Consider the following 14,773-nt stretch of genomic DNA (forward strand, 5'->3'; position numbering starts at 1 on the left):
ATATAAATCACAGAAATCATTTAATCCCATAAATCCCGGTTCAGACAATTTACAGGAAGTGTTACCGGCAAATTGATACACAAATAATGAGCCGGGGATTTTGAGAGTGTTGTAGAGCATTTTATTATTCACTACTGACTATTATTTAATTGTTCTATTCTCTGATAGATATCTTCTACAATCCATTCAGCAAATACTTCAGCAAGTTTAGAAACCTCAACACCTTCGGGGATTTGATGATACAACTTTTCAATAAATACACCTGCAACTCCTTCAACCTCACAAGTATAACTATAGTTACCAAGTTGAATGGCTAATCGTTTATTTATATCAAAAGCCCGGATTCCCGCCTTCTTAAAACCGTGTAACTGAACTTCAATTTTCATCGTGTGACACCGAAACCGGAGGCTGTTTTGAAGGTGACTCGCTGCGTCTTCATCGGTTTGATGCCCCTGACTATCAGTCCAGATAAAAAAATCAAAGCTTTCGAACAAAGGGATAACATCTTTCTTAAGTGACTCATAAATATTTTGCTTTAGGGGTAGAACAAACTCTTTGAATACTTTCGAAGTATTTTCCGGAGAAAGTTTTTCTTTCACCTCTTCACTTTTTAATCCACTGAGCAGCTGTTTTAGCTTATTTAACTTTTTATCAATTGGTTTTACCAATTTCTTAACTTCAATTTCCATTGCTTCTTCTAATTCTTCAACAGTAGGCAATTCCCTTATTATCTCTTTTGGTAGTTTGTTACTAATCGTATATTCAGCAATGCCCATAGGTTTTGAACTATTACGCAACGCATATTCTACAACCATTCCATCTTTTGTTTTACATAAAATTAATCCTATGCTTTGCTCGTCATCCTTGTTTTTCAGTTGTTCATCAGCTAGACTGAGATAGAACTCCATCTTACCTTTATATTCAGGTTTAAACTCATCAATCTTAAGATCAATCACGATATATCTTTTTAATCTGGTATGATAGAACAATAGATCGAAATAATATTCCTTTTCACCAAGCATAATTTTGTATTGCCTGCCCATGAACGCAAACCACTCACCTAGTTCCAGCAAAAACTTTGTCATCTGATTAGTCAGGGCATCTTCAAGATCCCGTTCAGTTGCTTCTTTCCCGAGATAAACAAACTCAAACTTATATGGATCTTTAAAAACTTGCTGAACCAATTCAGAATTTGAAGGTGCAATAGTTGTTACAAAATTGGTTTGAATTTTCCCTTGCCTTTTGTGCAGCTCAGATTCAATCTGGTGAATCATTACATTTCTACTCCAACCGTTTTCTATAGTTTTCTCTATGTAGAAAAGACGAATCTCCGGATCTTTAACTTTATCAAGCAGTGTTGTGTGATGATACCAGCTTAATTGTGCAAGTGTGCCCTGCACAAATTTACTTTTATCTGCTTTTTCCAATTGTGCAGGCGACACCTGCACAATTTCAGAAGCTTTGATTTCTCCCTGATTTAGCTGTTTTTCTGATAGGTTTTTGAAGTTTGGGTAAGCATCAGCAAATGCCCTCATATATTTTAGATTTCTGACAGACAATCCTTTCATATCTGGAAATTCTATCCTTAAATCGCTGGACAATCTATCAATAACTTTAGTGCCCCAACCTTCAGTTGCCTGCTGTTCAATGATAGTTTTACCAACTTCCCAATAAATTTCCAACAGTTGAGTATTGACTGAATAGACAGCCTTCGTTCTGGCTGATAGAATTTTCTCCTTTAGCTGTTTTAAAATTTCTTGATAATTTCTGGGAAGGTTTGTCATATTTTAATCTTATTAAGATTATCAATTATAGTTTTATTCAATTGATCTTCTTCAGCAAGCTGTTTTTCTAATTCAGCTTTTAGTGATGTGAAGCGTTCAACGAAGTTAAAATCATCTTCATCATCAGGTAAACCGACATATCTTCCAGGAGTTAAAACATAGTTAAGCTCTCTAACTCTTTCTACAGATTCACTCTTACAGAATCCTGCAATGTCTTCATACCCTTCGACTCCGCTCAGGGTGCCGCTTTCTTTACTTCTCCAAGCGTGATAGGTGTTTGCAATTTTACTTATATCATCAGGACTTAAATCACGGTTACGTCTGTTAACAAGAAATCCAAGATTACGAGCATCAATGAATAAGATTTCATTCACCCTCACCCTGCCTATCCCATTGGGAGAGGAGATATTTCGAGCACGGGATAAGAACCATAGGCAGGCAGGAATTTGTGTATTTAAGAATAGCTTCGTTGGCAGATTGACTATGCAATCAACCAAGCCTTTTTCAATCAGTGCTTTTCTTATTTCACCTTCATTATTTGTCTGAGAAGTAAGAGAGCCTTTGGATAGAACAAATCCAGCTTGTCCAGTTGGTGAAAGATGATAAATGAAGTGCATTATCCAGGCATAGTTAGCATTGCCCGGCGGAGGAATTATCTTCTGACCCAACACGCTCCAGCGTGCATCATTTTGTAAAAGTTCGCCGCTCCAATCACTGTCATTAAACGGAGGATTAGCCAAAACAAAATCTGCTTTAAGATCTTTATGTGCATCGTTTAAGAAACTTCCTTCATTATTCCACAAAACATTACTGCTGTCAATTCCACGGATTGCAAGATTCATTTTACACAAACGCCAGGTAGTCTGGTTGCTTTCCTGTCCGAAAATAGAAATTCTATCTTTTGGATTAAGCTTTAATCCGTTTCCGTTTTTCTTTTTATAATGATCTGAATGAGCTTCGATAAATTTTTCACTTTGCACAAACATTCCACCACTGCCGCAGCACGGATCAAATACTCTTCCTTCATAAGGTTCAAGCATTTGAACAAGTAATTTTACAACACTGGTTGGAGTGTAGAACTGTCCGCCTTTCTTTCCTTCAGCAAGAGCAAACTGTCCAAGGAAATATTCGAATACTTTCCCTAGGATGTCTTTACTTTGTGCTTCCTTTGTTCCAAGAGTTGCACTGCTGAACATATCAACCAGTCCACCAAGACTTTGCTTATCAAGTTTTTCTTGAGCATATACTTTAGGCAGAACACCTCTAAGAGATTTAGGATTATCCTTCTCGATAGCATCCATTGCATCGTCAATATCTTTTCCGATAGTTGGAAGCTTTGCACGACCTTGAAGCCATTTCCATCGAGCAATTGGCGGAACATAAAAAACATTTTCTGCAGTGTATTCATTTTTATCTTCGGGATCAGCACCTTCGCTTTTCTGAGCAACTAGTTTCTCATACTGTTCTTCAAAAGCATCGGATATGTATTTAAGAAAGATAAGTCCAAGAACTACATGCTTATACTCTGCTGCATCCATATTCTTGCGGAGTTTATCGGCAGCTTTCCATAGTTTTATTTCGAGAGGTTCTTCTTGAGTGGAATTGTTTTTCTTGGCCATAGTCGTATCTAATAAATTCAGAATTCTTAATTTTTATTTTTGAATTATATTCAGTCATACCCACCAACTCAGCACCCCCGTTAAAGAAAAGTATTATGAAGGGAGTGTAATTTCTTACAATTAACATAGCCATTATACCGAGCCAATGATTATCAAAAATTACAGTCCAAATTAAAAAAATGTTTCAATTAAGTCTAACATTTTTTGTTTTATAATTAACGGACATTCCTTGGTATAAGAAAGATATACTAACAACTAATCAGGAGTGTTACTATGTCTTTCACCATTGGCTGCGATCCAGAGTTGATCTGTCATCGCAACGGTCAGTTTATTCATGCTCATAATTTTTTCAAAAGCAATTCTTCATTCGGTTCAGACAGTGCTGAGAATGTGGCTGAATTGCGCCCCGGCTTTTCTGATTCCCCGGTTGATCTGACATCAAAGATTTATCAGATATTAGAATACTGTCTTGATAAAGCACCAAACCTTGAGTTCTACTCAGGACATTTTGTTGAAACTAAGAAGATGATTCTACTCAGATAAAAATTGGGGGCTACGGCTACTTTTTATTTCCCATAGCCAGGAGTAAAATCAGTTCGAGCGGTTTTAACTAAATGGAGTTAGCTATGTAAATAAAGGCAGGTCCTCACCTGCCTTATTAAAATGACTTTAGAAATTTTTAATTAAACTCAACATTGCTAAATGAATCAAATGCCCTTCATATTCTAAACCAAATCCGGAAAAATCAGTTGATTCATATCTTTTTTCTTCACCAACACCAGCACCCGGAAAGATTTTAAATTTTCTGTTTTCTAACTCATCAAAAAAATCATTAGTCTTGTAGACAGCCTCAACTTTATCAAGTTTTTTCTCTTTTGGTTTTAAATGCAATGCTTCGCCGCTTACTCCTTTTAAGATCTTCGGGAAATATTCACAATAAATATCCTGTCTATTAAATACTTCAACATCCAGTATATTTTCATTTATAAAAACTGCTAAACCATTGGCTTTATCAGAATAAGAAAATTGATTGGTTACAGACTCAAATTCTTTTTTCTTATTATCAAACACATCTGAAAGATTTGAAGTAAATGACGCGACTGATTGTTTTAAACAACAGTTTTCAACTTCGTGCCAGATTTCACTTTGATTTGCATAATGACCTGCCTCTGTCTCCAGACTATTTTTAACTTTATCGGATTTCATTGCTCTGAGAAAAACGGGAGCAGTGTAATCCGTGGATGAAAATTTAGGTGAGATGTAATTCCATCTTCCCTTCTCAACACAACTGACAGGGATTTGTTTTGTACTATTTGGTGCTAAGAATAGTGAAGTGTTTAATATTCTGTTTTGTTTTGCGCCGGCTAAAATATCACCGTCTGAGAGAAAAATATATTTTTCAGAGTTATTATTTACTACAAGATTGTTCACTGATCCTGTCTGACTGATTTCTAATACTTCAATAAGGTTCTGCTTTATTGCTTCAGATCCGGAAATATATTCAATTGTATTTACTCTTTTCGTTGAAAACTCAACTATTGAAACAACTCCGCGATTCTGAAAAGAAATGATTTCTGATATCATAATAATGTCCATTCAATTATAGTTAATGATATTGTTTATTATATATTTATTGTGCGGTTTACATAATTGAACTCCTTTCTGATTTAATTGGTTGAAGAAATAATTAAAACTTCTGCTTCATAGGCTTACCTTTCCTAATAATTTATAATAGTAATTGATTCTGATTATTAAATGGAGAAACTTGGATTGTTAAGGTTGGAGAAAATAAATGAAGAGGATCAGCTAGTTATATGCATCTCTCCTTTCTTAAACAATTTTCAGTTTCACTAAAAATCGATTTAATATTTAAATATGGCTTGATCATTTTCCTTTTCAATAACTTTGTAAAAATATTATTAATATAGTTAAACGACAATATAAGATTGTCTATAGCTGATTAGCTTTTTTGTGCGTTGCAGATGTTTTGAGCGAGGCTGAATAATATTTATAATAATCCTGTCAAAGCTGGTCTTGTAAGCAGAGCAGAAGATTACAAATATTCAAGTGCAAGAAATTATATGAATGGAGATCACTCAGTTCTTGAAGTGGGTATTGAGTATGCAGAAATAAGGATGTTGTAGAGGTTTTTAAATCACCTTAAGATCATGACGGCTTAAGAAAAATGCGAACCTGTTAAGTGAGGTTCGCATTATTGGAGGGGTCAGCTCCGCGAGCAAGACTCGAACTTGCAACCCTTCGGTTAACAGCCGAATGCTCCACCATTGAGCTATCGCGGAATATAATTTCGTAAAGAACAATCGCATTTTTAACAGCCGTCCCGATACATCGGGAGAGCTATCGCGGAATATAATTTTGTAAAGAACAATCGCATTTTAACAGCCGTCCCGATACATCGGGAGAGCTATCGCGGAATATAATTTCGTAAAGAGCAACCGCATTTTAACAGCCGTCCCGATACATCGGGAGAGCTATCGCAGAATACAATTTCGTAAAGAACAACCGCATTTTAACAGCCGTCCCGATACATCGGGAGAGCTATCGCGGAATAAAATTTCGTAAAGAGCAATCGCATTTTTAACAGCCGTCCCGATACATCGGGAGAGCTATCGCGGAATATAATTTTGTAAAGAACAATCGCATTTTAACAGCCGTCCCGATACATCGGGAGAGCTATCGCGGAATATAATTTTGTAAAGAACAATCGCATTTTAACAGCCGTCCCGATACATCGGGAGAGCTATCGCGGAATATAATTTCGTAAAGAGCAACCGCATTTTAACAGCCGTCCCGATACATCGGGAGAGCTATCGCAGAATACAATTTCGTAAAGAACAACCGCATTTTAACAGCCGTCCCGATACATCGGGAGAGCTATCGCGGAATAAAATTTCGTAAAGAGCAATCGCATTTTTAACAGCCGTCCCGATACATCGGGAGAGCTATCGCGGAATATAATTTTGTAAAGAACAATCGCATTTTAACAGCCGTCCCGATTCATCGGGAGAGCTATCGCGGAATAAATAATATTTATCCTAAAATCGAAGCCAAAGATAACATTGACCTCATTGTTTGTCAAGCCTCAACACAGCTAAAATAGGACTAAATTCCCATCTCTTTAAGCAAAAAATCAGCTTGTCCTGCTTTCTGAACAACCCACAAAATATAACGGATATCAACTCCAATAGAACGGCTGTATTGTTCACTCCAGGTATAATCGTTTACAGTTGCTTCAAAAGCCCGGTCAAAGTTTACTCCAACTATTCTTCCATATGCATCCATAATTGGGCTGCCCGAATTTCCGCCGCTTGTATCCATATTGTAAATAAAATTTACCGGCACATCATTTAATTTTGGATAGATAAACTGACCAAAGTCTTTTTTATCGTAAAGTTCCTTTATCTTGGAATTTAATTTGTACTCGCCAGAGTTTTTTCCCTTTTCAATTACGCCGGTTAATGTTGAGATGGGAGAATAATATGTTGCATCTCTTGGCGAATAACCGCGCACATAACCATAAGTTAATCTTAATGTACTGTTTGCATCAGGAACAAAAGATTTTTGCAGCCATTGTCTTTTTGCATCGTTTAGCTTAGCAATAAGTATGTTCAGTTTTCCATCACGAACCAAAGTTTCTTTTCTTTCACTATCACCTAAATCAATTGCAGCTTTAACCAGATTTAAATACGGGTCATCAATATCATCCAGTGTTTCATCAGTATCTTCTAAAAGATCAAAATATTTTTTACTGTTCTTTATAAATGTATCATCATAAAGTTCGGCAATATATTCTTCTTTGTTCTTTACCTTCCTAAAAGATTTGAACGGTTCAATATCTTTTAATTCATCAAACGAGCTTGCATCATTGAATACTTTGTAAAATATCTTTGGTTCAAGATCAGACATATAATCATTATATAATTTTGTAATTAAGTTATAAAAGTCCTCTCTTTTATCATCTTTATACAATGCTTTGCGTTCAGTTTCCGGCTTCAGCATCTCTTTTTTATAATCAATAAAAAGCTCGGCGAGGCGATAATATTTTACATTACGGCTAAGCATTAAAAGTACAAGATTTCTTCTGCCGCTTTCAAAAATATCTTTATAAACATCATCAATCTCATTTAAAATGGTTCCATATTTCTCCTTTAAGGATAAATCGGAATCTATAAATGATTGTAACTGTTTTTCCTCTTCTTGTTTTTTCTGTACCAGATTTAGTCTATCCAATCCTTGCATTTTACCCCGATAATTTTTTTCGGTATTGGCAAGTCCTTGTATTTCACTGACAATATTTAATGCAAACTCAGGATCATCTTTGCCGCGCTCTTCATAAAGCCTTATCAGCCAGGAAAAAATATCCTGCACATAAGGAAGCTGAAATTTTTCCTGCATTATTAAAAACTGCGACGGCTGATGTTTAAATGTTCTGCCCGGATAACCAAGAACAAACACAAAATCTTCTTCGTTAACTCCGTTTGGATTAACCAATAAAAATTTTTTGGGTTTATAAGGGACATTACTTTCCGAATACTTTGCAGATGAGCCATCTGGAGCAACATAAGCACGGACAAAAGAAAAATCGCCATTATGTCTTGGCCAAATCCAATTATCAGCTTCACCTCCAAACTCACCGATTGTTCTTGGCGGCACATAAACCAATCGAATATCATTAATAGTTTTATATCTGAAGAGAACATACTGCTCGCCAACAAACATTTCAGAAACTTCTGCAGTTATTGTGCTGTCTTTTGCCTGTTCACGTTTTACTATCTCTTTAATTCTATTTGATATCATTGTTGTTCTTTGGGAAATATCTTCACTTGCATTTGCCGCTTCCAAAATTTCTTCACTTACATCTTCATACGATTCGGTTATTCTGCAGCTTACATCCTTTGCCGGAATTTCTTCTTCTCTGGTTCTGGCAATAAATCCGTTTTCAAGATAATTATTTTCCACAGTGCTAACATTAGACACAATTCCAAATACACAATGATGATTTGTGATAATCAGTCCTTCTTCCGAAACGAATGAGCCTGTACATCCTCCGATCTTTACAAGCGCATCTACCAAACTTACTCCGTTTGGATTATAAACTTCATCCACGCCTATTTTTAATCCTTTCTCATTAAGATTTATACTTTTTATATCGCTTAACGGAAACATACCCTCATCAGGTTTGGAAGGAATAAAAGCGAAAGAGATTGTAATCAAAAGAAAGAGTAAAAATGATAACGAATTATTATTTATTTTTTTTATCATAGTAATTCAGCCTTAGTGTTTTTGATATGTGCAAATATAAAAAAACAGGTTCTGTTTAGCGAGCATTAAAATAAAACAGCAGGATTTAGCCAAATAAAGTTTTCTCATTTTATTCAAAATGACATATTATTCTTAATAGCTATCAATCCTTATCCAGGAGTGATGAATGATGGAAAAATATTTTTCTTTTATTTACCGGATAAAGGGGCGCTGATAAATCTGATCTGGAAAATCAGTCATCTGCTTTATATTCTTTATCTCTAATCTTTTAATTTGAATCTTCTTTTTAATTATGCAAAAGAACATTGTTATTTTTAAGATTATTTTAAGTTGGGTAGAAAATTCATCAGCTTTTATTTCATAAATTATTTACAAAAATTTTTTATACCCCGTTTGGTTGCATCTTAAAGCAAATATTTCTAAATTCCTTGCGAGTCAAATCAATTAACCTGTTCTTATTACATTTCAAACATTTAGGAGGAGCTATGAAAACACTATTTATTACATTTTCTTTCTTCATCCTGTCAATCTCAACTCTTTCTCAAACAAACTCTGTCGAGTTAAAAGATGGTGGTGGTGGTCTTTTAAGTACCCATGCTTCAATTGCAGAAGCGTACAATGCTATTCCAATGACAATCACACAAGCGTATTTAATAGAAATCCTTTCTCCTTATGATCAAAGTTCTGAAACTATACCAATTACACTTGGAGCAAAAAGCGGAGGAAGTTTAACAAATACCATTACCATTAGACCAACCGCAGGAAATACTGGCGAAACAATTTCAGCTAGTTCAACATCTGGAATATTAGTTTTCAATGATGCTGATTTTATTATTCTTGATGGAAGACCAGGAGGAGTTGGCAATACAGCAGATTTAAAGATAGAGAATCTTTCAACTACTGGAACAAACTCAAATACTATCTCGCTGTTAAACGGTGCTTCAAACAACATTCTACAATATGTTCACGTAGTTAATAATACTCAAAATACGGCTGGTCCCCGAACAATTGTTTTAGGAACTACCACCACTACAGGTAACAACGATAACTTAATAACCAACTGCAAAATTGAAGGAGGAAGAAGCGGTATCGGTATTGCCGGCAGTGCTAGTGTTCCTAATCAAAATACAACGATAACTAATTGTGAAATCTTTAATTGGGGATATGCAGGCATCTGGCTGCTTTCAGGAGCTTTGGATGTTACAATAGAGTCGAATACAATATATCAAACTGTTGGAGTTAACAATACAATCGTTTCTGGAATTATAATGAGCACCTTTGCAGGTGGAACATATAACATACGTAAGAATTGGATTTATGACTTAAGAACAACTTCCACATCAACTTCTGCAAATATAAGAGGAATATATGCCTCTGCACCGGCAGCAGGTACTGTTTTTAATGTTGAAAATAATATGGTTTCAAACGCACTTGACAATATAAATTCACAGACAATTACCGGCATAGAGTTACTTGGATCTAATGCCTATACTGCAAATATCTACTATAATACTTTTTTGATTGGAGGGAATCATTCTGGTGGAACTGTAAATGCAACAACATCAGCAGGTATAAGAATTTCAGCCGCATCAATAACATTAAATATGAAGAATAATATTTCTATCAATAAGAGGACCGGCGGAAATGTAAATCATATTGGTTTTGCTTTAATTAATAATACAGGGACTTATGACCTTGATTATAATTGTTATTATGCTAACGGTACTAATAGTTTTCAGGCTTTTATAGGAACAACAGGATATAATGATCTGAATATTTATAAATCAGCTTCCACCCCCAACGAACAAAATACAATTTTCAAAGATGTTTCGTTTGCTTCTATAACTGATTTACACCTTGTACCTCCTTCTGACGGAGACCCTGAGTTAGCTGGAACTCCGATTGCCGGTATTTTAGATGACTTTGATGGCAATATACGCAGTACTACATTTCCTTACCGCGGTGCTGATGAAGCAACAATTATTCCTGTTGAATTAATATCATTCAATGCATCTGTATCTGAAAATTCTGTTAAACTTAACTGGTCAACTGCAACAGAATTAAACAACCTGGGATTTGAAATTCAAAGACAATTGCTGGAAGATAGAAATCTGAACTCAGAATGGTTTAAGATTGGGTTTGTACCTGGATTTGGAACTACTGCCGAAGCTAAGTCCTATTCTTTCACTGATTCTAAACTTGAAACAGGTAATTATTCTTACAGACTCAAACAAATTGACCTTGATGGAAGTTTTGTTTATTCAAATACAATTAATATCAAAGTTGAACAACCGATTGTATTTGCACTGGATCAGAATTATCCAAATCCATTTAATCCAATTACAAAAATAAAATATACTATTCCCGATGCCTCTAAGGTAATGGGCGAAGGACTGTTAGTTAAATTGCAAGTTTATGATGTTCTTGGAAATGAAATAGTTACATTGGTTAATGAAGAAAAGCCAGCAGGCAAATACGAAGTTATCTTTAATGCAGCCGGTTTACCAAGCGGTGTATATCTTTATCAGCTTAAAGCTGGCGAATTTAAATCTGTAAGAAAGCTTGTATTAATTAAGTAGTAATAAATATTACTCCTTCTACATAGTATTTAGATAAACTGGAAGAATTGTTATGAAGATTTTTTTATTATTAATTACCGCTTGTGGATTTACGCTGGCGCAAATACCATTTACACAAGACACTATAGCATATAATAACAGATTTAATAACAGGCAATTTGCTCAATACAATTCACAAGGATTACTTAGATTAACTTATACCGGCGGATTAGGAACAGTCAGCAGCTTTAATGAATTATTTTTCGTTGAAGAGGATACCCTTGGAAACTTCTCGACTTTTAACATTACAAATAACGCTGTTGATGATAACTATTCAACACTATCAATTGATCAACTTGATAATATTCATATCAGTTATGAATCGCGTGACCCTTCGATTTTTCAGGTAATGTATATGCACAATACCTCAGGGTCTTTTTCAGCACCGATTGCTATAACACAAGGCGGATTAAATAAGGGAACTCCTTACGGAAAAATCGGACCTGATAGTGTAATGCACTTTGTCTATTATACTTATACATCAGGTACAGACAATTTTTATTATAGAGGATATGATCTAAAAACAGCCACTTTAACTCCCGAAGTGTTATTATCAAATGGTGAAGCAGGTGGTGATTTTGAAGCAACACTCGATATTGATTCAAATGGCAAAGTTCATATTGCAGGAAGAAGCGGTTCAGGATTATGGGCAGGACCCTTGAAATATTTTAACAACACTTCAGGTTCTTTTCAGGAATATCCAACTAATGTTATTACTGATGTGAATTATCCAAGAATAAGAACCGACTCGAATAATAAAGTACATATTGTTTATAGTTCTAATTCAAGATTGTACTATATAAATAATATTAGCGGCGCTTTCTCCGCTCCTGTTGTATTTACTCCATCAGGTCAAATGCCTGCAGGGATTCAGTCTTTGGAAGTTGATTCTCAAAACAGACTTTATACTACATATCAATCAAGTCAAGCTGCATCCGGAAAAGGGTTTTATCTTCTTCTTGCTGAAAACTTCGTTTTTAATGACACTATTTTTATTGCTGATCTTTCACCCGGACATATATTAAGAAATTCTTCACAGGTTGTTACAAGCAGCAGCGGTGATATTGCAATGTTATATGCTGAGTCCGGAATAAGAAATGATACTGTTATCTGTGATATATTTATGAAGCGTGGAAGTATTTATGAAATTATACCGGTTGAATTATCTTCTTTTACGGCTATAGTAAAAGAAAATGATATTCAATTATTTTGGACTACTGTTACTGAAATAAACAATCGGGGATTTGAGATTGAAAAAATAAATGATTCCAAATCCAAAATTATACAAGACTGGGAAATGATAGGTTTTGTACCTGGCTATGGCACTTCGACAGAGCCTAAATCATATTCATTTGTTGATAAAGACGTTACAACAGGAAAACACAAGTATAGATTAAAACAAATTGACTTTGATGGCAGCTTTGAATATTCAGAAATAATTGAAACTGAAGTCATACAGAAATTAAATTATTTACTAGAGCAGAATTACCCCAACCCATTCAATCCGGTAACTTCGATTAGTTACACAATTCCTGATTTCTCTCTGAGCAAATCTGAAGGGTGTTTTGTAACATTAAAAGTTTTTGATGTTTTGGGTAATGAAATAGTAACATTGGTTAACGAAGAAAAAGCACCCGGCACTTACGAAGTTAATTTCCAATCATTAGTCAACAATAATCAGCTGGCAAGCGGAATATATTATTACCAATTAAAAGCTGGTGAATTTATCCAAACTAAAAAAATGATTCTGCTCAGATAATTTCCAAGTCGTTCACAGGCAGGCAGCTTTTAGCTTTCTGCCTGGTTTATCTAAATCCTGAGTGATAAATGTTTGGAAAAAATTCGTCTTTAGAGAATGTTTTCATCTGCTGTTTAATGTTCAATGTTACATTACTGCTTAAATGTTAAAAATTTCCTTTTATGCAAATAAACTCATCAAATTATAACTTAGTGAAAAAAACCCTTAAAAAGCGCGTATTAAGTTCAATTTTATGAAAATTCTGGCTTTCCCTCCTGTTTATCTCGTAAAAAACTAAAGTTTTTCACCTTTTCTTCGATAATCAAGTACAAAAAATAATACAGAAGACTTTACACGGATTAAATCTAAAAAGTCTTAAAAACAATTAAATTAGGAAGAATTATGAAAATAAATTTTTACTTATTTGTTTTGCTTACATTTCTATTAACAAATCTAACTTTTTCACAGGAGATATGGATAAATGAATTCAGCTATAACTGTGCTGATAGTTTAATAGGAGTTCCTGAAGGTGATGAATTTGTTGAGATTGTTGCACCTGTTGGAACAGATATGAGCCAATATGGTTTGATTCTCTATTATTACGAAAATAATGATGCTTATTATACATACTCTTTCAGTCGTTTATCTGGAATAGTAACTTCAGTTAATCAAAGCGCTGGTAAAGGATATTATGTAGTGTTGACTGAAAACAGTTATAGACTTGAAAAGTTTACACCTATTCCAGAAGGTGTTTCTTTTATAACAATTGACACTCGTAATGCTGGATTTGTAAATACTGAAGGCGGAATACTTTTAGTTCACGCTGAATCTGGTGAAGTTATTCATGGAGTTTCTTATGAGATGCCTAAGGATATTGATTTACCAATTTCTTTAATGCTTAAACTTGAGGAGGTCGATTTTGAATGGGCAACTTTACCTGAGCTTGAAATTACCTCTTCCACTGTTGATGCAATAAAGCCGCCCTTAAAAGATGATGGAAACTCTCCTCCATATAATAGTATTAAAATGATCGGTTCAGGGTTTTCCAGAATGTGGACAACAACTACCGGAAAAGAAATATCAACACCTGGATCGTTAAACTATAATCAGAGTGCATTGCCAGTTGAATTGTCTTCTTTCTTCTTAACCGCTGTTTCAAACGGTGTTAAGCTAAAGTGGATAACCGAAACTGAAACCAATAATTTTGGATTTGAAGTGGAAAGAAAAACCAGTAATACCGATTGGTCAACTTTAGGTTTTGTAAATGGAAACGGAAATAGCAATTCACCGAAAGAATACAGCTATATTGATAATGTTAAGAAAAATGACAAATATTCTTATAGATTAAAACAAATTGATAACACCGGACAATTTGCTTATTCAAAAATTGAAGTAATAGATTTTACAAAACAACCGCAGTATAATCTTACACAGAATTATCCGAATCCATTTAATCCATCAACCTCAATTAGTTTTACATTGCCCCGTTCCGAAGTGGTTAGATTAACAGTTTATAATCTGCTGGGTCAGAAGATTAAAACCTTGATAGATGAGTTCAAAGAAGCCGGTGTACATTATGTTAACTTCGAAGCAAAGGATTTAAATAGCGGAATATATATCTATACGATTGAAACAGTCAGTTTTACACAAACAAGAAAGATGACCTTAATCAAATAGCTTTTGCTAAGACCGATAATTTAGAATGCTGCCTTCAAAATTTTTTGGAGGCAG

General features: G+C 34.7%; 8 protein-coding genes and 1 tRNA gene. 4 read left to right on the forward strand and 5 right to left on the reverse strand.

Translation table 11 applies throughout. The features are described from left to right. Positions 1-131 precede the first annotated feature (131 nt). Positions 132-1,784: a PDDEXK nuclease domain-containing protein gene (locus ROY99_01230; GenBank protein ID MDT3694981.1), complete on the reverse strand. Its 1,653-nt coding sequence runs from the start codon at positions 1,782-1,784 to the stop codon at positions 132-134. Next, positions 1,781-3,403 (reverse strand): class I SAM-dependent DNA methyltransferase, encoded by a 1,623-nt coding sequence (locus tag ROY99_01235; GenBank protein ID MDT3694982.1) that lies wholly within the window; start codon positions 3,401-3,403, stop codon positions 1,781-1,783. Before ROY99_01235 ends, ROY99_01230 begins: the two co-directional genes overlap by 4 nt. Before the next feature lie 273 nt (positions 3,404-3,676). On the opposite strand from ROY99_01235, the gene ROY99_01240 reads away from it, so the two are divergent. Beyond that, on the forward strand, positions 3,677-3,946 hold the full coding sequence (locus ROY99_01240; GenBank protein MDT3694983.1) for a hypothetical protein: 270 nt from the start codon (positions 3,677-3,679) through the stop codon (positions 3,944-3,946). Between the two features lie 126 nt (positions 3,947-4,072). On the opposite strand, the gene ROY99_01245 is transcribed toward ROY99_01240, so the two are convergent. From ROY99_01245 to ROY99_01255, 3 genes are all read right to left on the reverse strand, one after another. Beyond that, a complete protein-coding gene (locus ROY99_01245; GenBank protein MDT3694984.1) occupies positions 4,073-4,987 on the reverse strand; it encodes a DUF6569 family protein in 915 nt (304 codons plus the stop codon). A 644-nt stretch (positions 4,988-5,631) separates the two neighbouring features. Beyond that, positions 5,632-5,703 (reverse strand) — tRNA-Asn (locus ROY99_01250). An 823-nt stretch (positions 5,704-6,526) separates the two neighbouring features. Beyond that, positions 6,527-8,686, reverse strand: a complete 2,160-nt coding sequence (locus ROY99_01255) for a S46 family peptidase (GenBank protein MDT3694985.1) — start codon at positions 8,684-8,686, stop codon at positions 6,527-6,529. A 485-nt stretch (positions 8,687-9,171) separates the two neighbouring features. Between ROY99_01255 and ROY99_01260 the strand changes: the two genes are divergently transcribed. From ROY99_01260 to ROY99_01270, 3 genes are all read left to right on the forward strand, one after another. Next, the gene (locus ROY99_01260) at positions 9,172-11,265 is read left to right on the forward strand and encodes a T9SS type A sorting domain-containing protein (GenBank protein MDT3694986.1); all 2,094 of its coding nucleotides are present in this window, start codon (positions 9,172-9,174) and stop codon (positions 11,263-11,265) included. Positions 11,266-11,317: 52 nt separating this feature from the next. After that, complete coding sequence (locus tag ROY99_01265) at positions 11,318-13,063, forward strand: T9SS type A sorting domain-containing protein (protein MDT3694987.1); 1,746 nt, start codon at positions 11,318-11,320, stop codon at positions 13,061-13,063. A 381-nt stretch (positions 13,064-13,444) separates the two neighbouring features. After that, positions 13,445-14,719 carry a T9SS type A sorting domain-containing protein gene (locus ROY99_01270; protein MDT3694988.1) on the forward strand — a complete coding sequence of 425 codons (1,275 nt, stop codon included), beginning with the start codon at positions 13,445-13,447 and terminating at the stop codon, positions 14,717-14,719. Positions 14,720-14,773 lie beyond the last annotated feature (54 nt).

This window comes from Ignavibacterium sp. (assembly GCA_032027145.1).
In the GTDB taxonomy this organism is placed as follows: domain Bacteria; phylum Bacteroidota; class Ignavibacteria; order Ignavibacteriales; family Ignavibacteriaceae; genus IGN3.

Bases quoted from the DNA above. Each gene is read 5' to 3' on its own strand.
- ROY99_01230 (MDT3694981.1), bottom strand. From the start codon at position 1,784: ATGACAAACCTTCCCAGAAATTATCAAGAAATTTTAAAACAGCTAAAG.
- ROY99_01235 (MDT3694982.1), bottom strand. From the start codon at position 3,403: ATGGCCAAGAAAAACAATTCCACTCAAGAAGAACCTCTCGAAATAAAA.
- ROY99_01240 (MDT3694983.1), top strand. From the start codon at position 3,677: ATGTCTTTCACCATTGGCTGCGATCCAGAGTTGATCTGTCATCGCAAC.
- ROY99_01245 (MDT3694984.1), bottom strand. From the start codon at position 4,987: ATGATATCAGAAATCATTTCTTTTCAGAATCGCGGAGTTGTTTCAATA.
- ROY99_01255 (MDT3694985.1), bottom strand. From the start codon at position 8,686: ATGATAAAAAAAATAAATAATAATTCGTTATCATTTTTACTCTTTCTT.
- ROY99_01260 (MDT3694986.1), top strand. From the start codon at position 9,172: ATGAAAACACTATTTATTACATTTTCTTTCTTCATCCTGTCAATCTCA.
- ROY99_01265 (MDT3694987.1), top strand. From the start codon at position 11,318: ATGAAGATTTTTTTATTATTAATTACCGCTTGTGGATTTACGCTGGCG.
- ROY99_01270 (MDT3694988.1), top strand. From the start codon at position 13,445: ATGAAAATAAATTTTTACTTATTTGTTTTGCTTACATTTCTATTAACA.